The following is a 20014-nucleotide window of genomic DNA, read 5'->3' as shown; positions in this document are numbered from 1 at the left end:
CGGGCGACAACGCATATCCTCTGGGGACGATGGTCTGGGTTGCGCTGATGTTTCTGGTCGCGGCGGTCGCCGCGCTGACCGTCGGCGTCGTCACCCGGGGCGGCGTCGCCCGCATCGATGCGCCCACGATGGATTGGGTTGTCTCGCAACGCACCCCCGGCCTCACCCCGATCGCGCGGACCGTCACCGATTTCGGCGGCACCCTCGCCATGACGATCCTGGCGGTGCTGACGTGCGCCTGGCTGGCGCGGCGGCAGCGGTGGCCGGAGTTCGTACTGACCGCGGTGGTGGGCGCGGGCGCCGGGCTGACCGTGCTGGTGATGAAGGCCCTGGTCGGTCGCCGCCGTCCGGGCGTGGATCACCTGGTGACCGAGACGAGTCACTCGTATCCCTCCGGCCACACCCTCGGTACCACGGCCGTGGTGGGCGTGGTCGCCGCCGTCACGGTGCTGTCGTTGCGGCAGCGGGTACCGCGCGCCGCCGTAGCCGCGGTCGCGGTGCTGTTCACGCTCGCGGTCGGGATGTCGCGGGTGTACCTCGGCGTGCACTGGCCCACCGATGTCCTCGCGGGCTGGGCGCTCGGGACCCTGTGGACGCTCGCGGGCGTGACGCTGCTGCGCCGCTACACCGCCCGCACCGGGGCCGGGACCGCCGACACCGAACCCACCGACACCGAACCCGCGACCGGCCTCAGCCCGACAGCGCGGCGATGAGCACCAGCACCACCAGCAACAGCACCACCACGCCGATGATGATGCCGATGACCGCACCGTTGTTCGACTTCGGCGGCTGCGGCGGATAGCCGTAGGCCCCCGGCTGCGGGTACTGCGGATTGGGCCGGTACACCGGCTGCGGCGGTGGCGTCGCCGCACGCAGCGAAGCCGCCGTCGGCTGCGGCCCCGGACCGGTCGTCGGCATGCCCGGACCCGTCGGCGGGCGCGGCGCGATCGGCATGCCCGGGCCGCTCGGCGGCCGCTGTGCCATCGGCGTGCCGTGCCCGGTCGGCGGATGCGCGACGGGATTGCTCGGGCCCGTGCCCGGCCGCCCCGCCGTCGGCATCGCCGGGCCGGTGTAGGGCCGCCCCGCGACCGGCATCGCCGGTGCGCTGGGCGCGGCGAACGCGCGCCGGGCCGCGGCCGCGAAGTCGGCACAGGTCGGGAACCTGTCCTCGGGACGCTTGGCCATCGCCTTCAGCAGCACGCCGTCCAGCGCACCCGGCAAGCCCTGGCGCACACTGCTCAATGCCGGCGGCGGGCCCTGCAGGTGACCGCGGATCACGGCCGCCGGATTGGGCGCGGTGAACGGTCCGCGCCCGGTGAGCAGCCAGAACAGGCTGCACGCCAGCGAATACTGATCGGAACGGCCGTCCAGCGAGGCACCGGTGAGCTGTTCGGGCGAGGCGTAGGCCAGCGTCGCGGTGAACGTGCCGGTCTGGGTCAGGTGGCCGCCGTCGTCACGCAGGCGGGCGATGCCGAAGTCGGTGAGGTAGACGCGCTCCCCCTTGCCGCCGGTCGCACGGGCCAGCAGCATGTTGCCCGGCTTCACGTCCCGGTGCAGCACGCCGTTGTCGTGCGCGTAGTCCAGCGCCTCGGCCACCTCCTGCACGACCTGCACCGCCCGCTCCGGCGGCAATCGGCTCGGGTCCAGCCCCGCGGCGTCGATGCCGTCGACGAACTGCATGGAGATCCACAGCTGGCCGTCCTCGAGGCCGCGATCGTAGACGGTGACGATCTTGGGATGGTCGAGCTGGGCGACCAGGTCGGCCTCGCGCTCGAACCGGGCCCGAATCTCGGCGTCCGCCACCATCTCCCGGTTGAGCAGCTTCAACGCCGTCATGCGCGGCAATCGAGGATGTTTGGCGAGGTATACCGATCCCATGCCACCGCGGCCCAGTTGCCGCTCGATGACATACCCGGCGAAGACGTCACCGTTGCCCAGCATGTCCGCTCCCACTTCCCGTGTCGCGCACCGGGTCCGCCGGCGCACGGCCGTACCGCAGATGAACCCCCGTCGCCGCCCTCGGCCGACCACGGAAAACACCGAAACCATAGCAGTCCGGGCCACCGCGGTGTCGGTGCCTACCGATACGCTCCACCCATGCGCATTGGAGCACACGTCCGCCAAGACAGTGATCCGATCGGCTTCGGCGAGCGGTTGGGCGCCGAGGTCATCCAGATGTTCGTGGTGGACCCGCAGAGCTGGGACAAACCGCAACCGCACCCGCAGGCGGAGCGGATCAAGGCCAGCCCGATCGACGTGGTGGTGCACTCCACCTATCAGATCAACGTGGCCAGCACCAACAACCGGCTGCGCATGCCCTCGCGCAACGCTGTCGCACAGCAGGCACAGGCCGCGGCTGAGCTGGGCGCCTTCGGCCTGGTCGTGCACGGCGGCCACGTCCGTTCCGACGCCGAGATCGAGGCGGGAATCGTCAACTGGCGCAAGCTGTTCGAGCGCCAGCAGGACAAGGGCGGTTTCGCCGTCCCGATCCTGATCGAGAACACCGCCGGCGGAAACCACGCCATGGCACGGCATTTCGACTCCATCGCCCGGCTGTGGGACCAGGTCGGCGAGTTCGGCGCGGGCTTCTGCCTCGACACCTGCCACGCCTGGGCCGGTGGCGAGGAGCTGATCGGCGTGGTGGACCGGATCCGGGCCATCACCGGCCGCATCGACCTGGTGCACCTGAACTCCTCGCGCGACGAGTTCAACTCCGGCGCCGACCGGCACGCCAATTTCGCCGACGGCACCATCGACCCGCAACTGCTCGCCGAGGTGTGCCGCACCGCCGACGCGCCGGTCGTCCTGGAAACCCCGGCCGAGGGCATCGCGGACGATCTGGCCTACCTGCGCGAACACCTGGACTGACGGCGCCCCGGCGCGGCATGGCGGATTCTGGTTTCGATCCGGTTGACCGCAACCCTGTTTCACGCCGGGGCTCGGTGGTGTCCTCGAAGCGTTGTTCGTCTTCGAGAAAGGCCCCTGGTATGTCAGTCGCTCAGGCAGCAGGCACCGTGACCGTCGTCAAGCTCGGCACCCACATCGGCGCGCGGATCGAGGGCGTCCGGCTCGGCGGTGACCTGGACGCGGACACCGTCGCCACCCTCCGCGCGGCGCTCAACGAGCACAAGGTGATCTTCTTCCGCGACCAGCACCACCTGACCGAGGACGGCCAGTACGAATTCGCGGAACTGCTCGGCAGTCCCACCACCCCGCACCCGACCGTCACCTCGGCGGGCGTGAAGAGCCTGGCCATCGACTCGCACCGCGGCCGCGCCAACAGCTGGCACACCGACGTCACCTTCGTCGACCGGGTGCCGAAGGCGTCGATCCTGCGCGCGGTCACGCTGCCCAGCTACGGCGGCTCGACCACCTGGGCCTCCACCGTCGCCGCCTACAACTCCCTGCCCGAACCGCTCCAGCGGCTGGCCGAGAGCCTGCGCGCCCGGCACACCAACCAGTACGACTACGCCGCCGCGCAAGAGGATTCGCCGAACGAGCAGGCCAAGGCATACCGCGCCGAATTCCAGTCCACCTTCTACGAGACCGAGCACCCGGTGGTGCGCGTGCACCCGGAGACCGGTGAGCGGGCCCTGCTGCTCGGCCATTTCGTGCAGCGGATCGTCGGCCTGCCGAGTAACGAGTCGCACGCCCTGTTCCGGCTCTTCCAGGACCGGGTGACCCGGCTCGAGCACACCACCCGCTGGAACTGGTCGCTCGGCGACGTCGCCATCTGGGACAACCGCGCCACCCAGCACTACGCCATCGACGACTACGACGGCACCGAGCACCGCAAGCTGACCCGTATCACCCTCGCGGGCGACATCCCGGTCGGCGTCGACGGCCGCGCCAGCGAGGTGATCTCGGGCAACGCCGACCACTACTCGGTCATCGACGAGATCCGGCCGACCGCGGCATAGCCGAGCGCGTCCCGATCCGGTCCGCCCGCACCCCGGCCGTCCGCCGACCCGGCCGTGGATACTGTCCCCATGGAGATTCGGCCGCTGGACGGGGTGCGGGTACTGGAGCTCGGCAACTACATCGCGGCGCCCACCGCCGGCCGCATCCTGGGCGACTTCGGCGCCGAGGTGATCAAGGTCGAACGCCCGAAAACCGGTGACGAACTGCGGAATTGGCGTCTCTACGGCGGCGACACCTCGATGCTGTACCGCACCGTCAACCGCAACAAGAAGTCGATCACGCTCGACCTGCGCACCGCGGCCGGGCGCGCGGTCGTCCTGGATCTGATCCGGCAGTGCGATGTGCTGCTGGAGAACTTCCGCCCGGGGATGCTGGAGAAGTGGGGGCTGGGACCGGAGGTACTCAGCGCCGCCAAGCCGGACCTCGTCATCACCCGCATCTCCGCCTACGGCCAGACCGGCCCGCTGGCCGACCGGCCCGGCTTCGCCGCGGTCGCCGAGGCGGTCGGCGGCCTGCGCGAACTGGTGGGGGATCCGGATCGGCCGCCGGTGCGGGTCGGCGTCTCGATCGGCGATTCCATCGCGGGCATCTACGCCGCGTTCGGCACGGTGATGGCGCTGTTCCAGCGGGACCGCACCGGCGCACCCCTGCCGCTGCCGCAGCGCGTCATCGACGTGGCCCTCAACGAAGCGATTCTCTCGGTGATGGAGTCGCTGGTGCCCGACTACTACGCCTACGGCATCACCCGCGAGCGGGTGGGCGGCCGCATGGAGGGCATCGCGCCCAGCAACGCCTACCCGTGCGCCGACGGCACCAGCATCATCATCGGCGGCAACGGCGACGCCATCTTCCAGCGCTACATGCGGGTGATCGGCCGGGCCGACCTGGCCGACGATCCGGAACTGGCCGACAACGCGGGCCGCTGGCGCCACCGCGACCGCCTCGACGCCGCCATCGCGGACTGGACCCGCCGACACTCCCGCGACGAGGCGCTGAAACTGCTCGAGGCGGCGGCCATCCCCAGCGGCCCGATCTACACCGCCGCCGATATCGCCGCCGATCCGCAGTATCGGGCGCGCAACATGATTCAGCGGTTCCGGGTCGACGTCGGTGAAGCCGAGCCCAAAGAGGTCGGCTTCCCGGGTATCGTGCCGGTGATCGGCGGGCAGTCGCTACCCATCCGCACGGTGGGTCCGGACCTCGGCGAGCACACCCACGAGGTGCTGTCCGGTCTGCTGGGCATGTCGGACGCGGACATCGAAGCGCTGGAGGACAACTGATGCTGCGCGATGTGACGCTGCGCGACGGCCTGCAACTGACCGGCAAGGTCCTGGCGACCGAACGCAAGGTCGAGATCACCCGCACCCTGCTCCGGCTGGGCGTGCCGGAACTGGAGATCGGGTCGATGGCGCGTCCGGACCTGGTGCCGCCGATGGCCAACACCCTGGAATTGGTGGCCGCGCTGGAACCCGAAGAGCTGCAACGCTGCTGGGTCTGGGTGGCGACGCCGCGGCAGGTCGCCCGGGCGGCCGCGGCGGGCGTGCGCAATTTCCAGTACTGCCTGTCGGTCTCCGACGCGCACAACAAGGCCAATATCGGCCGCACCGCCGAGGACAGCGTGGCCGCCATGCCGGACGCGATCGAGCTGGCGCGGCAGGCCGGCGGGTCCATCCAGCTCTGCCTGGCGACGGCGTTCACCTGCCCGTTCGACGGGCCGGTGGATCCGGACCGGGTGCTGGCCATCGCGTCGGATCCGCGCACCGAGGGCGCCGCCGACATCGTGCTCGCCGACACCCTCGGGCAGGCGCACCCCGCCCAGGTGGCCGCGCTCGTCGAGGCGGTGCGCACCCGGACGCCGCGGCGGCGCATCGTGTTCCACGGTCACGACACCTGGGGCATGGGGGTGGCGAACTCGCTGGCCGCGCTGGCCGCCGGCGCCGCGGTGGTGGACGGCTCGCTGGGCGGGCTCGGGGGCTGCCCCTTCGCGCCCGGCGCCAGTGGCAATACCTCGAGCGAGGATCTGCTCTTCGCGACCCGGCCGGACTGGTTCGCCCCGGCGACGCTGGCCGCGCTGGTCGACACGACCGAGCGGTTGCTGGCCGAACTCGGCGAGCCGAACCGCTCGCGCGCCGCCGAGGGCGCCCGGTCGAAGGCGACGGCATTCGAGTGGGTCGCCCGGACCTCCGGTTGACGCGCAACAGTTTTCGCCGCACGGTTACCGACCGGCGCCCCGGGCAACGTTCGTTCTACAAACCATCTATATCGTAATTCCCCCCAGCACAACGTTTTTCACACGCCGGACGTAAACTCTCGCACTGTCGTTCATGTGTGTTTCACACTCGATGGCACCGGCGGCACCGTAGAATTGCGGCGTTGTCTTCCCGAGTCCAGCAGCGTGGCTCGCGCCCCGGCGATGTCCAGCAGCGTGGCTCGCGCCCCGGCGATAGGCGACTCTGGAGGAGAAATGGATCCTGGACAGCCCTGCCCGAAGCCGGAATCTGTTATGGCACAAAGCCTTTCGCACCGCACAGGGCCTCGGCACGCAACACACCACGTGCAGGTGATTTCGTTTCCACGATCCCTCAGGAGGCGTCATGCTGTTCCTCGATCGTCGCGACGCCGGCCGCCGACTGGCCGGTCATCTGCGGGCCTTCCGTGGCCCCGACATCGTGGTGGTGGGCCTGGCCGGCGGGGGCGTCGCCGTGGCGTGCGCGGTCGCCGCCGAGCTGCGCGTGGCACTCGATGTGATGGTGGTCCATCAACTGCGCACACCGGAGCAGCCGGAGCCCGCCTTCGGCGCGATCGCCGAGCGCGGCGTGCGGGTGGTCGACGGGGACCGGGCCCGCGCGCTGCGCACCAGCGCGGCCGAACTCACCCGGATCGAGCGGCTGGAGCGAGATGCGTTGCGCCGCAGGGCCGAACGCCTGCGCACACCCGGCCAGCGCCCCGAGTTGGCCGGGCGGACGATCGTGATCGTGGACGAGGCGCTGCCGGTGGCCGCGCCCGCCCGCGCCGCCTGCCGAGCGGCCTACGCGCTCGGCGCGATCAGGGTCGTGGTGGCGGCGCCGGTGGGCGCGGCGACCGCCGTCGCCGGCCTGGCCGGTGACGCCGACAAGGTCGTCTGCCCGCACAGCCGGGACCGGATCACCGATACGAGCGGCTTCTACGAGAACTACGCGCCGCTCGGCGACGACGAGGCCCGTGAGTTGCTGCGCCGCGAATCCCGGCCCGCCGCACCCCCCGCCCGCCACCTCGAACACACCAGCTGACCCCCACCACACCCACCACCCGCCACCTCCAGCACACCAACCGACCCCCACCACACCCACCACCTCCAGCACACCAGCTGACCCCCACCACGTCCACCACCCGCCACCTCCGGCACACCAGCCGACCCTCTCCACACCCACCACCCTCCACCTCCAGCACACCAACCGACCCGCACAACACCCACCGCCCACCACCTCCAGCACACCGACCGACCCGCACCACACCCACCACCTCCAGCACACCAACCGACCTCACCACGCCCACTGCCCGCACCTCCAGCACACCAGCTGACCCGCACCACGCCCACCACCCCGCCACCTCCAGCACACCAACCGACCCGCACCACACCCACCACCTCCAGCGCACCAACTGACCCGCACCGCGCCCACTGACCGGTGCCTCCAGCGCACCGGCTGACCGGCGCCTAGGCCGGGCGTGGCAGTCCCAGCCGCTCGGTCAGGCCGTCGAGCAGGCAGCCGAGCGTCCATGCGACCGGATCGCCGGGCCCGGCGCCGGTGCGGCCGTGGAACCAGCGTGCGAACGCCGGATAGCGGCCGTCGGCGAGCAGCGGCTCGACGAAGGGCCGTGCGGCCGCGGCCAACTGCTCGTCGGTGTGCAGGCCGCTGCGGGTCCGCATGCGCTGCTCCTCGGCCGCCTGCAGCGCGGCGCCGATGAGGTGACCGTCGACGGCGCCGGTGAGCAGCGTCAGATCGTCGGCGCCGCGGCCCAGCGGTTCCAGCAGGGCGAACCGATAGTCGAAGTAGCGCAGCGCGTTCGGGCCCAGCGGCGGGCGGGTGTGCCAGAGTTCGCCGAACCACAGGTGCCGGCGGATCACCTCCCAGGTCCGCAGGGCCAGTCGCTCGAACCCGTCCCGCCAGTGCGCCGCGTCCGCCGAATCCGTTGCGGGCAGCGGGATTTCGCCGTAGACGGCGTCGATCATCAGGTCGACCAGACCGTCCTTGCTGCCGACATAGCGGTACAGCGACATCGGCGTGGACGCGCCGACCGCCGTCGCCACCCGCCGCATGGTGAGCGCCCGCGCGCCTTCGGCATCCGCGATGGCCAATCCGGCACGCAGGATGTCGGCCCGGCTCAGGCTGGTCGTGGGCCGGCCCGGCGGTTCGGGCAGCGACCAGATCAGCGGGCCGGGAGCCTCCTCGATCATCGCACCTCCTTGCCCGCATTCAATCATCCGTGTACAACGTACACATGATGTACGAAGTACACGAACCTCGGGTTCTGATTGTCGGCGGCGGCCTGGTGGGACTGTCGGCGGCGCTGTTCCTGCGGCACCAAGGCGTCGCCGCGGTGCTGGTCGAGCGGCGCCCGACCACCTCGCCACAGCCGAAAGCGCGGCGCATCAACCTCCGCACCATGGAGTTGTTCCGGCAGCTGGAGCTGACCGACACGGTGCTGGCCGCCGCCGCGAACCTGTCCGGATACCAGGCGATGGCCGCCGGGCCGACGCTGGCACAGGCGCGGCGGCTGCCGTTCACCCTGCCGGGCGGGGTGCCGGAGTGGGACACCATCACCCCGGCCACGGCCTGCCTGTGCGCCCAGGACGAGCTGGAGCCGACCCTGCGCCGGGTGGCGCGCGAGCGCGGCTGTGACGTGCGCTTCGGCGTCGAATGCACCGAATTCGCCGAGGACGCAACGGGAATCGAGGCGACGCTGCGGGCCGCCGACGGTGGCGTGGAGCGGATCCGGGTGGACTACCTCATCGCCGCGGACGGTGCGGCGAGCCCGATCCGGGAGCGGCTCGGCATCGCGCGCTCCGGTCGCGGCAGTCTGGGCCGCGCGGTCAACGTCTATTTCCGCGCCGATCTGCGGGAGTTGGTGCGTGGCCGGGAATTCAACCTCTGCCAGGTCGACAACGAGGCCGTCCCGGGCGCCTTCGCGTCCGTCGACGGCGCCTTCCGCTGGATCTTCAGCACGTCCGCGGGCGTGGACCGGCCGCTCGACCGCTGGCCGCAAGCGCTGCGAACCGCGATCGGCGTACCCGACCTGCCGCTGGAGGTGCTGAGCGTACTGCCCTGGGAGCCGGGCATGTTCGTCGCCGACCGCTACCGCTGCGGACGAGTGTTCCTGGCCGGGGATGCCGCCCATGTCATGCCGCCGTACGCGGCGGCCGGTGCGAATACCGGTATTCAGGACGTGCACAATCTGGCCTGGAAACTCGCCCACGTGCTCCGGGGCGTCGCCGGTCCCGCCCTGCTGGACAGCTATCACGCCGAACGACATCCGATCGGGTGGTACGTCGCCGACCAATCCAGCGTGCGCATCGCCGATCTGCGTGCCATGAACATCCGCTCCACCGACGGGACACCGCTGGCCGACCCGATCGCACTCGTCCTCGGCACCCGCTATCCGGCGGGCGCGCTGATCGGTGACGCGAGCGCGCACACGATGGACCGCCTCGATGTCGGCGGCCAGCCGGGAACCCGTGTGCCGCACCGATTCCTGCCCGACGGCCGCTCCACCCTCGATGTGCCGAGCACCGGTTTCGCCTTGCTGACCGGCCCCGCGGGGCAGCCGTGGCGAGCGCCGTCCGCGCCGGTCGAGGTGTACGAGCTGGACCGAGCATGGTGCGCCGTGGCCGGAATCACCGATTCGGGCGCGCTGTTGGTGCGGCCCGATCAGATCGTGGCCTGGCGCTCCCCCGGGCTGCCGCCGGACCCGGCCGCAGCATTGCGGTCGGCCCTCGACCGCGTTCTGTGCGCCTGAAAACCGTCGTGCGCTAGACGAACTCGTAGTGCACGAAATTGCGCACCGGCTCGAAACCGATCGCCCGGTAGATCTTGTTCGAGGTCGGATTGGCGATATCGGTGAACAGGCAGACCTCGGAGCCGTTGGCCCGCAGCAGTTTCGACACGTGCGCGGTGACAGCGCTGGCATAGCCGCGACCGCGCTGCTCGGGCGGGGTGTAGACCGGTCCGATGCGGGTCCAGCCGTAGGCCCGGCTCTGACAGGCGGCCATCGCGACCGGCGTGCCGCCGTTCTCCCACAGCCACCACCGGCCCAGCGCGATGCGCGCGCGGATGGCGTCGGCGCTCATGCCGATGCCCTCCTCGCGGCGCATCTGCTCCGACCAGTGCGCGCACAGGGCGATATCGGATTCCCCCGCGCGCCGGGCGTTCCCGGGAACGGTCGGCACGGCCAGCACACCCAGCCGATAGAGGCGGCTGGCGACGTCGAGGCGAAATTTGCTGCCGCGCAGTGCGGTCCACTGCTCGGCGAACACCAGCGCGATGCCGGGTGGGCCCTCCACACCGGGCGCGGCGGGAACCCGTTCCGCGAAGGCGCGCACCAGATCCGGCACCGCCGGGTCGGGAACGTCACCGAGATAGACGGCGTGCCCGGAGGTGCACATGCCGGTACCTACCACCGCACCGTCGACGTACACCGCCGCGAAGACGGCCGGGCCGGCGGACAATCCGGTGACGAAACTGTCCACGACGGTCGCGACGACCGTATTGCGTAGTGGATCCCGCCCCAGGAACTCCGCCGCACGGCGCTGGAAGGCCACCGCGTCATCGGTCAGTTCGATCCTCATGCCTACCTACGGTAGGCGCCGCATCCGCTGTCGCCCACCGGGTTTCGCTGTGTGATCACACAGATTCGGAACCGTCCGCGCGCAGCTTGAGCAGGACCAGCCCCGCGGTGCAGGCCAGGATCAGACCCGCGACGGCGACTTCCACGCGGAGCCCGGCGATGCCCAGGACCGTGCCGGTCAGCCCACCGATGAAGATCAGCCAGGCCACCACCCGGGCGACGACCGCTCCGACGGCACGGCCGGATTCGGATGTGTCCGAATCGTTCTGCCCTACCGCGCGCAGCGGGGATGTCGAGTACGCTCCCATCACCACTCCTCGATGACGCCCGCCGATCTGCGGATTCAGCAAGTGTCATCAGCAAACTTCAGGCGTCTCACGTGTAACTTTACTCACACGCTAGTTGCCCGTTGCCGAAACGTCACACGACACGGCCGCAAAACGCGGGTATGTGACCGATTCGATATGTGAATCGCCGTGGTTTGAGATGTCTTTCGGGTATCTTGCGGAGCGACCGGACTCGTCTGGCCCGACCGCCTCGCCGTCGTTTAAGGTGAGGCCACCCGGAAACGTACGAGGAGCGGCGCACCCATGGAGAACAGGGCGGGTTCGGGGGGACGCGGGGTGGACGAGGAATCGACACCCCGCCTGAATGCCAGGGTCGCCGGCCCGGCACTCGCCGCGGGCGCGGTGTCACTCGGGCTGGTGCTCGTCGGATCGTGCGGGCTCGGGCAGCGCGATGTCTACGTCACGCCGCCGCCGCTGAACGCCGGCCTGCAGTCGGCTCCGCCCGGCGGCGTCGCCACCAAAGCGCCCGGCACGACGGGCCCGGCGGTGCTCATCCCGCCCTCGCCCAGCTGGCGGGTCGCCGTCAATCCCCCGGCACCGCGTCGCACGCTGTCCGGTGTGCCGAGCACGTCGCCCGGCGCGGAACCCGTTCCGCCCGTGGCGGGTGAGCCCGCGCGCGGCACCGAGGCGATCGACGACACCGCACCCGTCACCACGACCACACGGTCGACCACCACCCGCCCGACGACGACCCGCCCCGCGCCGACGACCCGGCGCGAGTCGCCGTCGGAGCAGGAGCCGTCGTCGGACGGCTCGGGCTACTGACCGGTCAGAGCTCGACGAGCCCGTAGTCGCCGACCCGGTCGGCGAGCACGCGCAGGTGTTCCAGCCCGCCGCCGAAAGTCCGCTCGACCGCCGTCAACCGCGCGGTGTAGTGGCTGACCGGATATTCGGTGGTGATGCCGATACCGCCGTGCATCTGCACGGCCTCCTGCCCGATGTGCCGGGCCGCGCGGCCGACCTGCAACCGGGCCCGCGAGGCCACCGCCGCGTCGACATCGCCGTCGGCCAGGGCCGCGGTCAGGTACAGGCTCATGCTGCGGGCCAGCTCCAGCGACACGTACATGTTCGCCGCGCGCTGGGTCAGGGTCTGGAATTTGGCCAGCGGGACGCCGAATTGCTTGCGGGTCTTGAGATATTCGGTGGTCAGCCGCAGCGCCTCCGACATCGCGCCGACCGCCTCCGCGCACAGGCTCGCCTGTGCGGTGCCGATCGCCGCCGCGATGGTCCCGGTGCTGTCCGTCGCATCGCCGAGCAGTTCGGCCGCGGCCGAGCTGAATTCCACCTGCGCGCCGCGGCGTTCGTCGAAGGTCCGGTAGGGCTTGCGCACCACGCCCGCGTCGTCCGCGGCGACCAGGAACAGCGCCAGCGCGCCGTCCGGCAGGGTCGCGCTGACCACCAGCCGATCGGCGCAATCACCGTGCGGCACGGGGTTTTTCACGCCGGTCAGGCGATAGCCGGCGCCGTCGGCCACGGCCCGCGTCGCCACCTCGGTGGCCGGCCAGCGCGAACCGGGCTCCTCGTGCGCGAAGGCCAGCAGGACGTTGCCCGCCGCCACCTCCGGCAGTTCCCGCCGCCGCTGCTCGGCGCTGCCCGCCCGGGCGATCAGCCCGCCCGGCAGCAGCACCGCGTCCAGCAGCGGCTCCGGCGCCAGCCGCCGCCCGATCTCCTCCATGACGACCATGGTCTCCACGGGTCCGGCGCCCATGCCGCCGTCCTCTTCGCCGAAACTCAGCCCCAGCACGCCCAATTCGGCCAGCTGCGACCACACCTCGCGGCTCCAGCCGAGTTCGGTCTCGAGCACCTTCAATCGGGTCTCCGGGTCATAGGCCCGCGCCAGCAGGTCGCGCACGGTGTCGCGGAGCAGGACCTGCTCATCGGTGAGTTCGAAATCCATGGCGGCGCCTCACAATCCGAGGATGGTGGAGGCGATGATGGTGCGCTGCACCTCGCTCGAACCTCCGTAGATGGTGGTCTTGCGGTAGTTCAGGTAGCCGGGGCCGGTGCGCTGTGCCCAGTCCGGCGAGCCGATGTCCGCGGCGCCGACCGGCAGGGCGTCCGGGCCCGCCACGTCCAGCAGCAGTTCGGTCGCGGCCTGCTGGAGTTCGGTGCCGCGCAGTTTCAGCACCGACGAGGCCGGATTCGGCCTGCCCTCACTGGAATTGGCCACCACCCGCAGCAGCGTCAGCTCGAGCGCCAGCAGTTCGTTCTCCAGCTCCGCCACCCGCGCGGCGAACACCGGGTCGGCCAGCAGCGTGCCGCCCGCCACCTTGGTCTGCGCCGCGTACTTCTTCGCCACCGCGAGCCGGACCTTGGTGCGGCCGACGCCGGTGATGCCGGTGCGCTCGTTGCCGAGCAGGAACTTCGCATAGGTCCAGCCCATGTTCTCCTCGCCGACGAGCTGGTCGGCGGGGACCCGGACGTTCTCGAAGAAGACCTCGTTGACCTCGTGGTGGCCGTCGATCAGCTTGATCGGCCGGATCGTCACGCCGGGGGTGTTGACGTCGAACAGCAGCAGCGAGATGCCGGCCTGCTTCTTCGGCGCGTTCGGGTCGGTGCGCACCAGGCAGAAGATCCAGTCCGCGTACTGCGCCAGCGTGGTCCAGATCTTCTGGCCGTTGACGATGTAGGAGTCGCCGTCGCGCACCGCGGTGGTGCGCAGCGACGCCAGATCCGAACCGGCGTCCGGCTCGGAGAAACCCTGGCACCACCAGATGTCGAGGGCCGCGGTGGGCGGGAGGAACCGCTGTTTCAGTTCCTGCGAACCGAATTGGGCTATCACGGGGCCGATCATGTTGGCGTTGAACGTCAACGGCTCGGGCACGCACGCGAGCTGCATCTCGTCTTCCCAGATGTGGCGCTGGATCGGGGTCCAGTCCTTGCCGCCCCACTCGACCGGCCAGTTCGGCACGGCCAGGCCGTGCTCGTGCAGGGTCTTGTGCGAGGTGACGATGTCCTCGCGGGTCAGCTCGCGCCCGTATTGCACCTTCTCGCGGATCTCGGCCGGGATCGCGCTGCGATAGAGCCGGCGCAGGTCGTCCCGGAAGGCCACCTCGTCGGGTGACAGGGCAAGTTTCATGGGCGTCTCCCACCGTGTTCGGATGTCCGGCATCAAACCTACCCTTCGGTAATCTAAGCGTGTTCGCTGGATCACAACGCGGTTCCCGCCGAATTCGCCCGCGACCGGCGGGTGCGACCGCCGCACCGCCTCCGAGCTGGTACGTTGCTGCGGGTAGAAGTTCACGATGAGGGAGCACGACCAGTGAACGGAAAGACCTTCGCACGCCTGGCCGCGGTCGCGGCCGCCTGCGGCATGAGCCTGACCGCCGGGCTGGGCGGTGCCGACGCCCACCCCGCCGCGTCGCCGATCGATTCCGCCGTCGAGCAGCTCGGCGCGGCCGTCGGCCCGGATCCGGCCGCTCGGGCCGGTGTCGGCGCGCTGGCGAATTCGGCGCAGCTGATCGCGGCCGCCGGGTTGGACCACATCGCGGGTGGTTTCACCCCGTTCTGGTACCAGGCGCCGACGTTCGGCTGCGGCACCAACTTCCCGGTCTCGCTGACCGCGGTCGCGGGCGCGGCCGGTGTACCCGGGCCGGACCGCGGCATCGCCGGTGAGTACGCCACCGTGCGCTTCCAGGCCACCCCGAACATGTGGGGCTATCCCACCTCCTCCGGCCTGACCGTGGCCTGGCTCAACACCGGCAACGGGCGCAGCGGAGTGGCGACGCTCGACGAGCGCACCGATACGGGCACCCCCAGCCTGACCAAGACCGTCGACAGCGGCCCCGGCACCATCGTGGCCAGCATGTGGGGCACGATCGGCTACCCCGGCGCCACCTGCGTCATGGCCCCCACCATCGGCGTCGTCACGGTCTACCCCAACCCGTTGACCGACCCGTACGCCCCCAAGCCCGAGCCCACCCGCCCGGGCCGGTCCACCCCCTCCGCGCCCGGGCCCGCGTCCGCCGAGGCCCAGGCGAGCACCCCGCACAACTGACGCCCGCCACCCGACGCCCGTAATCGTCTGCGGCGGGACCGCCGGTAATCGGATCGCTAGACGGCACCCGGCTCGGTGGTTTCCGCGAAGAATTCGATGGTTTCCTCGAATACCTCGTTCGGTTTCTCCAAGGCGACCGAGTGGCCGCAACCGGGGAGGACAACCGAGCGGCCGGCGGTAGCAGCGGCCATGTGATCGGCGGCGATGGCCGGTTCATATGCGTGGTCCTGCTCGCCCGCGATAGCCAGCACCGGAACGACACGACTACCGGCCGCGCGTTCCAGGCGAAGTTCGTTGTCCATGTCGCCTCGGTAGATCACGCCCTTCACAGCAGGCCCGATCCGCGGCGGCAGTGCGGTGATATGGTCGCGCCATCGCCGGACGATTTCGCCGTTCTCGGCGAGGGTGTCATCCCCGAACATGATGGTCGAGATGATATCGGCGCGTTCGCTCGCGCCATGCGCGGTCAAATGTGTAGCGAGCGGGGCATATTCGACGACTTTCTGCTCCGATCGCGCCGATGATCCCAGCGCCACGGCGCTTCGCAGTAATTCCGGGCGTCGCGCGACCAGACGCACGGCCACCATTCCGCCGAGGCTGTTACCGACGAAATGGACCGGCCCGAGGTCGAGGCGGTTGATCAGGCCCGCCGCCACCGAGGTCAGCGCATCGACGGCCAACTGGTCGGTCGTCGCATCTCCGCTGCGCCCCTGTCCCGGGTGGTCGTAGGCAACCACCCGAAAGCCCCGCGCCACATAGCGGGCGGCGAGTTCTTCGAACATCGAGGAGTCGAAGAACAAGCTGTGCGACAGGACTATCGGTGTCCCGTCCACTCGTCCCTCGTCCCGGTAAGCCACGTCGATACCGCCGATATCAACTTTTTTCATGATCGCTCGAGCCTCCTCGCCGAGTAATGCGATTTCCGTCGAATCAGTGCACAATGACAGAGGCTAGGATGCGAAAACTCTTGGTACGAACAGATTTCGACGGAACGGGCGACAGATTTTCGCAGGAGTTCGAGTGGAGACGGAATATCTGGCGATCGGACTGGACACGCGTGATGTCCCTCCGGCCGAACGCACGGCATGCTGGGAAGCTCACGTGCAACGCAACCACGGTCGCATGACATTCGATTTCGCGTCCGTACAGGACTTTTCCGGATCGACCACGGTACAGCGCTGCGCCGACCAGCAACTCGTCACATTCGCTTCGGACACGATCCGGTATCGCCGCACCGCCCGGCATGCCCGTGGCGACGGTGACCGCAGCGGAAGGCTCATCCTTCCGACAGATGGCCGTATGGGTTTGTCACAAGCCGATGAAATCTCCGCGGTCGGCACCGGAGAGATCGGACTGGTCCGCATGGACGCACCGATGGCGCTCTCTCACACCGATCACGCCCGTGCGCTCATCCTCACCATCCCCGACGGTCCGGTCATCGGGAAGCTGAGCGGCCGCGCGCCGGTTACCCTGACACCGGACCGGCCCCTGGTCGCGATGCTGGCCGCCCAGCTCCGTACCCTCGCCGAATTCGCCGGCGGGATGACCGCGAGCGAATTCATCCAAGGCGCCCGTCACTCGCTCAACCTGCTCGAATCCGCACTGGACCAGAACCGTGCACACCAACTGCACGGCCGGGCCGCCCTCGCCGAGCGCGCCCGCATCCACATCCACACGCATTCGGACGATCCCCACCTCACCCCGGCGGCAGTCGCTGAGCACCTGGGGTGCTCACTCACCACTCTCACCTCGGCGTTGAGAGAGACGAGCCGCACGACACCCGGGAAACTCCTGCGTATCCGCCGCCTCGATCAGGCCCTGTTGCGCCTGCGCGATCCACACCGCCCGATCAGCGACATCGCGTTCGCATCAGGATTCGGATCCCTCAGCGGATTTCGAGCAGCGTTCCAACAGCACTATGCGATGAGCCCCGCGGAGATGCGGGACAGCTTCTTCGGCCGTTCGCCCGCACCGACGTCTGCGCATGACGATGTCGAATGACTGGGCTCGCGCATCGCTCACGTCGCCCGAGAGCGAAGGACCGCTGGCGATGACCCGGATCGCAGGGGCACTGCGACGGTCAGGAGCGGGGCTTGCGGCGGTCCGGGCGGCGGTCGGGGCGGCGGGGGCCGCGGCCGAGGGTGCGCTGGCCGGGCGGGCCCTGGTCGGGCTGCAGCTGGATGAGGACGCCGCTGATTCTGGTGCGGCGCAAGGCGTCCAGGGTTTCCGGCGGCAGGTCGGCGGGCAGTTCGACCAGGCTGTGGTCGGGCCGGATGCTGATGTGGCCGAAGTCGCTGCGCCGCAGGCCGCCTTCGTTGGCGATCGCCCCGACGATGGCGCCCGGCACCACGCGGTGGCGCTTGCCGACGGCGATCCGGTAGGTCGCCATCTCGGCGCCGGTGGCACGGTGGTGGCTGGTCGCGCCGGGCTCGCGACGGCGTTCGCGCTCGTCGAACTTGCGCGGGGTCCGCTCGCGCCGCTCCGGCTCCGGTTCGGGCTCCATGAAGAAGTTCTCACCGTCGTGACCACCGACCGCGAGCGCCGCGGCGATGTCGGCCAGCGGGATGTTGTGCTCGGCCTCATAGTCCTCGATCAGCTTGCGGAACAGCGCCAGATTCGGCGAGGCCAAATTCTCGGTGATGGCGTCGTGGAACTTCACCACCCGCTGCGCGTTGACGTCCTCCACGCTCGGCAGCCGCATCTCGGTCAGCGGCTGGCGGGTGGCTCGCTCGATCGCGTCCAGTAGGCGGCGCTCGCGCGGCGCGACGAACAGCAGCGCCGCGCCGCTGCGCCCGGCCCGACCGGTGCGGCCGATGCGGTGCACGTAGGACTCGGTGTCGTGCGGGATGTCGTAGTTGACCACGTGCGAGATGCGATCGACGTCCAGGCCGCGGGCGGCCACGTCGGTGGCGACCAGGATGTCCAGCGTGCCCGACTTGAGCTGCCCGATGGTGCGCTCGCGCTGGTTCTGCGCGATGTCGCCGTTGATGGCGGCCGCCGAATAGCCGCGCGCGCGCAGCTTCTCGGCCAGTTCCTCGGTCGCCTGCTTGGTGCGCACGAAGATGATCATCGCCTCGAACGGCTCGACCTCGAGGATGCGCGTGAGGGCGTCGAGCTTGCGATGGTGCGAGACGTGCACCCAGCGCTGGGTGATGTTGGTCGCGGTGGCGGTCTTGGCCTTGACCGTGATCTCGACCGGATCCTTCAGATACTGCTTGGAGATCTTGCGGATCGCACCCGGCATGGTGGCCGAGAACAGCGCCACCTGCTTGTCGGCGGGAGTGTCGGCGAGGATCCGCTCGACGTCCTCCTGGAAACCCATCTTGAGCATCTCGTCGGCCTCGTCCAGCACCAGGTACCGCAGCTGGGACAGGTCCAGCGTGCCGCGCTCGAGATGGTCGATGACGCGCCCGGGGGTGCCGACCACCACCTGGGCGCCGCGGCGCAGCCCGGACAGCTGCACGGCGTAGTTCTGGCCGCCGTAGATCGGCAGCACGTGCACGCCCGGCAGGTGCGCGGAGTAGCGGCCGAATGCCTCCGCCACCTGGATCGCCAGCTCGCGGGTGGGTGCCAGCACCAGCGCCTGCGGCGCCTTGCCGCGGTTCTCCAGGCCCATCAGGATCGGGATGGCGAACGCCGCGGTCTTGCCGGTACCGGTCTGCGCCAGGCCGACCACATCGGCGCCGGTGAGCAGGGGCGGAATGGTCGCCGCCTGGATCGGCGACGGTGACTCGTAGCCGACGTCGGCGATCGCTGTCAGAATGCGATCATCGATACCGAGATCGGCGAAGGACGGGTCGGCTACGTCCCTCTCGTCGTCGGCGAAGGAACCACTGTCGACCGGTGAGGTGCTCATTGACCAGTACTTTACTTCGTGGCGGTGGCCGCCCCGACCCTCGGGCCAATACGGTGAGACCTATGCAACCGCACGAGCCGACCGTGCCCGGCATCACCGGCACACCCGCGCACTCCGCCGGTGACGCGACATCGGTGGTCGTCAGCTACTCGGGCGCGACGGCCATGGGCGCACCCCGGCCGTCGACCGCCGCCGGGCCGGAACCCGGCGGTGGCACCGCGCCCGCCGAGGCTGCCGAACCGGCCCGGTCCGTCGATGTCGCGGTGGTGCAGTTCGCCCCCTACACCGACAAGGACGCGAACCTGGCGATGCTGCGCGAGCAGGTGCGCGCGGCGGCCGAGCACGGCGCGCGGGTCGTGGTCGCGCCGGAGTACTCGATGTTCGCGGTGACCCGGCTGGACCGGCGGGTGATCGACGCCGCGGAACCGATCACCGGGCCGTGGGTCGACAGCTTGCGCGGGCTGGCCGCGGAATTCGGCGTGCACCTGGTGGCGGGGGTGGCGGAGGCGCCAGGCGGCGGGGCGGCCGAGCACATCTACAACACGCTCGTCGCGGCGGGCCCGGACGCGGAGTTCGCGGCTGTGTACCGCAAGGTGCATCTGTACGACGCCTTCGGCTTCCGGGAGTCGGAGGTGGTGCTGCCGGGCGAGATCACCGATCCGGCGGTCTTCACCGTCGACGGCGTGGTGTTCGGGCTGCAGACCTGTTTCGACCTGCGTTTCCCCGAGGGCTGCCGACGCGTCGCCGCGGCCGGGGCGCACGTGTTGCTGCTTGCGGCGCAATGGATTCCGGGCCCGGCCAAGGTCGACCAGTGGACGACGCTGCTGCGCGCCCGCGCGATCGAGAACACCGTCTACGTCGCCGCCGCCGATCAGGCCGGGCCGCGCGGTGCGGGTGCGTCGATGATCGTGGACCCGGCGGGCACGTTGCTGGCCGAACTCGGCGAGACATCCGGAATCGCCACCGCCCGAGTCGATCTCGCGCACCTCGAGCAGGTCCGAGCCACGAATCCGAGCCTGTCGCTGCGCCGGTTCACCGTCGAGCCCGGGTAGCGACCAGGGCGAACGGCTA

Annotated in this window: 19 protein-coding genes; 11 read left to right on the top strand and 8 right to left on the bottom strand. The window is 70.2% G+C overall.

Annotated elements, in window-relative coordinates; genetic code table 11:
- Window positions 1-29: 29 nt before the first annotated feature.
- Complete coding sequence (locus tag NWFMUON74_RS35890) at window positions 30-713, top strand: phosphatase PAP2 family protein (RefSeq protein WP_187687071.1); 684 nt, start codon at window positions 30-32, stop codon at window positions 711-713.
- Here NWFMUON74_RS35890 and NWFMUON74_RS06525 read toward each other — a convergent pair.
- Window positions 691-1941, bottom strand: coding sequence for a serine/threonine-protein kinase (locus tag NWFMUON74_RS06525; RefSeq protein ID WP_187687070.1), 1251 nt, complete (start codon window positions 1939-1941; stop codon window positions 691-693). The two genes, NWFMUON74_RS35890 and NWFMUON74_RS06525, sit on opposite strands and share 23 nt — an antisense overlap.
- 156 nt (window positions 1942-2097) lie before the next feature.
- Between NWFMUON74_RS06525 and NWFMUON74_RS06520 the strand changes: the two genes are divergently transcribed.
- From NWFMUON74_RS06520 to NWFMUON74_RS06500, 5 genes are all read left to right on the top strand, one after another.
- A complete protein-coding gene (locus NWFMUON74_RS06520) occupies window positions 2098-2868 on the top strand; it encodes a deoxyribonuclease IV (RefSeq protein WP_187687069.1) in 771 nt (256 codons plus the stop codon).
- A 119-nt stretch (window positions 2869-2987) separates the two neighbouring features.
- The gene (locus NWFMUON74_RS06515; protein WP_187687068.1) at window positions 2988-3920 is read left to right on the top strand and encodes a TauD/TfdA dioxygenase family protein; all 933 of its coding nucleotides are present in this window, start codon (window positions 2988-2990) and stop codon (window positions 3918-3920) included.
- 69 nt (window positions 3921-3989) lie between these two features.
- Window positions 3990-5201: a CaiB/BaiF CoA transferase family protein gene (locus NWFMUON74_RS06510; protein WP_187687067.1), complete on the top strand. Its 1212-nt coding sequence runs from the start codon at window positions 3990-3992 to the stop codon at window positions 5199-5201.
- The gene (locus NWFMUON74_RS06505; RefSeq protein WP_187687066.1) at window positions 5201-6112 is read left to right on the top strand and encodes a beta/alpha barrel domain-containing protein; all 912 of its coding nucleotides are present in this window, start codon (window positions 5201-5203) and stop codon (window positions 6110-6112) included. Before NWFMUON74_RS06510 ends, NWFMUON74_RS06505 begins: the two co-directional genes overlap by 1 nt.
- Before the next feature lie 403 nt (window positions 6113-6515).
- Window positions 6516-7190 (top strand): phosphoribosyltransferase family protein, encoded by a 675-nt coding sequence (locus NWFMUON74_RS06500; RefSeq protein ID WP_187687065.1) that lies wholly within the window; start codon window positions 6516-6518, stop codon window positions 7188-7190.
- A gap of 425 nt (window positions 7191-7615) precedes the next feature.
- Here NWFMUON74_RS06500 and NWFMUON74_RS06495 read toward each other — a convergent pair whose 3' ends face one another.
- Window positions 7616-8356: a TetR/AcrR family transcriptional regulator gene (locus tag NWFMUON74_RS06495; RefSeq protein WP_187687064.1), complete on the bottom strand. Its 741-nt coding sequence runs from the start codon at window positions 8354-8356 to the stop codon at window positions 7616-7618.
- A 44-nt stretch (window positions 8357-8400) separates the two neighbouring features.
- On the opposite strand from NWFMUON74_RS06495, the gene NWFMUON74_RS06490 reads away from it, so the two are divergent.
- Window positions 8401-9915 carry an FAD-dependent monooxygenase gene (locus tag NWFMUON74_RS06490; protein ID WP_232110877.1) on the top strand — a complete coding sequence of 505 codons (1515 nt, stop codon included), beginning with the start codon at window positions 8401-8403 and terminating at the stop codon, window positions 9913-9915.
- A gap of 13 nt (window positions 9916-9928) precedes the next feature.
- On the opposite strand, the gene NWFMUON74_RS06485 is transcribed toward NWFMUON74_RS06490, so the two are convergent.
- Complete coding sequence (locus NWFMUON74_RS06485) at window positions 9929-10744, bottom strand: GNAT family N-acetyltransferase (RefSeq protein WP_187687063.1); 816 nt, start codon at window positions 10742-10744, stop codon at window positions 9929-9931.
- 55 nt (window positions 10745-10799) lie between these two features.
- Window positions 10800-11051: a hypothetical protein gene (locus NWFMUON74_RS06480; protein WP_232110876.1), complete on the bottom strand. Its 252-nt coding sequence runs from the start codon at window positions 11049-11051 to the stop codon at window positions 10800-10802.
- Between the two features lie 282 nt (window positions 11052-11333).
- Here NWFMUON74_RS06480 and NWFMUON74_RS06475 point away from each other — a divergent pair, with 282 nt between their 5' ends.
- On the top strand, window positions 11334-11855 hold the full coding sequence (locus tag NWFMUON74_RS06475) for a hypothetical protein (RefSeq protein ID WP_187687062.1): 522 nt from the start codon (window positions 11334-11336) through the stop codon (window positions 11853-11855).
- A 4-nt stretch (window positions 11856-11859) separates the two neighbouring features.
- Here NWFMUON74_RS06475 and NWFMUON74_RS06470 read toward each other — a convergent pair whose 3' ends face one another.
- Both NWFMUON74_RS06470 and NWFMUON74_RS06465 read right to left on the bottom strand, forming a co-directional pair.
- The gene (locus tag NWFMUON74_RS06470; RefSeq protein ID WP_187687061.1) at window positions 11860-12987 is read right to left on the bottom strand and encodes an acyl-CoA dehydrogenase family protein; all 1128 of its coding nucleotides are present in this window, start codon (window positions 12985-12987) and stop codon (window positions 11860-11862) included.
- Between the two features lie 9 nt (window positions 12988-12996).
- Window positions 12997-14169: an acyl-CoA dehydrogenase family protein gene (locus NWFMUON74_RS06465; protein ID WP_187687060.1), complete on the bottom strand. Its 1173-nt coding sequence runs from the start codon at window positions 14167-14169 to the stop codon at window positions 12997-12999.
- Between the two features lie 183 nt (window positions 14170-14352).
- On the opposite strand from NWFMUON74_RS06465, the gene NWFMUON74_RS06460 reads away from it, so the two are divergent.
- Window positions 14353-15087, top strand: coding sequence for a hypothetical protein (locus NWFMUON74_RS06460; RefSeq protein ID WP_187687059.1), 735 nt, complete (start codon window positions 14353-14355; stop codon window positions 15085-15087).
- A 56-nt stretch (window positions 15088-15143) separates the two neighbouring features.
- On the opposite strand, the gene NWFMUON74_RS06455 is transcribed toward NWFMUON74_RS06460, so the two are convergent.
- Entirely contained in the window at window positions 15144-16028 is an 885-nt protein-coding gene (locus NWFMUON74_RS06455) for an alpha/beta fold hydrolase (RefSeq protein WP_232110875.1), read from the bottom strand.
- A 79-nt stretch (window positions 16029-16107) separates the two neighbouring features.
- Here NWFMUON74_RS06455 and NWFMUON74_RS06450 point away from each other — a divergent pair, with 79 nt between their 5' ends.
- The gene (locus NWFMUON74_RS06450) at window positions 16108-17088 is read left to right on the top strand and encodes an AraC family transcriptional regulator (RefSeq protein WP_187687058.1); all 981 of its coding nucleotides are present in this window, start codon (window positions 16108-16110) and stop codon (window positions 17086-17088) included.
- Between the two features lie 79 nt (window positions 17089-17167).
- Here NWFMUON74_RS06450 and NWFMUON74_RS06445 read toward each other — a convergent pair whose 3' ends face one another.
- Entirely contained in the window at window positions 17168-18943 is a 1776-nt protein-coding gene (locus tag NWFMUON74_RS06445) for a DEAD/DEAH box helicase (protein WP_187687057.1), read from the bottom strand.
- 62 nt (window positions 18944-19005) lie between these two features.
- On the opposite strand from NWFMUON74_RS06445, the gene NWFMUON74_RS06440 reads away from it, so the two are divergent.
- On the top strand, window positions 19006-19995 hold the full coding sequence (locus tag NWFMUON74_RS06440; RefSeq protein WP_269475321.1) for a carbon-nitrogen hydrolase family protein: 990 nt from the start codon (window positions 19006-19008) through the stop codon (window positions 19993-19995).
- Window positions 19996-20014: the final 19 nt, after the last annotated feature.

This window comes from Nocardia wallacei, from assembly GCF_014466955.1.
Classification (GTDB): Bacteria; Actinomycetota; Actinomycetes; order Mycobacteriales; family Mycobacteriaceae; genus Nocardia; species Nocardia wallacei.
Note: the sequence above shows the minus strand (reverse complement) of the source record. Positions and strands in the feature narration are given on the sequence as shown.

Coding starts and splice junctions, on each gene's coding strand:
- NWFMUON74_RS06490 (WP_232110877.1), top strand. CDS start 8,401: ATGATGTACGAAGTACACGAACCTCGGGTTCTGATTGTCGGCGGCGGC.
- NWFMUON74_RS06505 (WP_187687066.1), top strand. CDS start 5,201: ATGCTGCGCGATGTGACGCTGCGCGACGGCCTGCAACTGACCGGCAAG.
- NWFMUON74_RS06520 (WP_187687069.1), top strand. CDS start 2,098: ATGCGCATTGGAGCACACGTCCGCCAAGACAGTGATCCGATCGGCTTC.
- NWFMUON74_RS06445 (WP_187687057.1), bottom strand. CDS start 18,943: ATGAGCACCTCACCGGTCGACAGTGGTTCCTTCGCCGACGACGAGAGG.
- NWFMUON74_RS06515 (WP_187687068.1), top strand. CDS start 2,988: ATGTCAGTCGCTCAGGCAGCAGGCACCGTGACCGTCGTCAAGCTCGGC.
- NWFMUON74_RS06495 (WP_187687064.1), bottom strand. CDS start 8,356: ATGATCGAGGAGGCTCCCGGCCCGCTGATCTGGTCGCTGCCCGAACCG.
- NWFMUON74_RS06440 (WP_269475321.1), top strand. CDS start 19,006: ATGCAACCGCACGAGCCGACCGTGCCCGGCATCACCGGCACACCCGCG.
- NWFMUON74_RS06500 (WP_187687065.1), top strand. CDS start 6,516: ATGCTGTTCCTCGATCGTCGCGACGCCGGCCGCCGACTGGCCGGTCAT.
- NWFMUON74_RS06475 (WP_187687062.1), top strand. CDS start 11,334: ATGGAGAACAGGGCGGGTTCGGGGGGACGCGGGGTGGACGAGGAATCG.
- NWFMUON74_RS06480 (WP_232110876.1), bottom strand. CDS start 11,051: ATGGGAGCGTACTCGACATCCCCGCTGCGCGCGGTAGGGCAGAACGAT.
- NWFMUON74_RS06470 (WP_187687061.1), bottom strand. CDS start 12,987: ATGGATTTCGAACTCACCGATGAGCAGGTCCTGCTCCGCGACACCGTG.
- NWFMUON74_RS06510 (WP_187687067.1), top strand. CDS start 3,990: ATGGAGATTCGGCCGCTGGACGGGGTGCGGGTACTGGAGCTCGGCAAC.
- NWFMUON74_RS06485 (WP_187687063.1), bottom strand. CDS start 10,744: ATGAGGATCGAACTGACCGATGACGCGGTGGCCTTCCAGCGCCGTGCG.
- NWFMUON74_RS06465 (WP_187687060.1), bottom strand. CDS start 14,169: ATGAAACTTGCCCTGTCACCCGACGAGGTGGCCTTCCGGGACGACCTG.
- NWFMUON74_RS06525 (WP_187687070.1), bottom strand. CDS start 1,941: ATGCTGGGCAACGGTGACGTCTTCGCCGGGTATGTCATCGAGCGGCAA.
- NWFMUON74_RS35890 (WP_187687071.1), top strand. CDS start 30: ATGGTCTGGGTTGCGCTGATGTTTCTGGTCGCGGCGGTCGCCGCGCTG.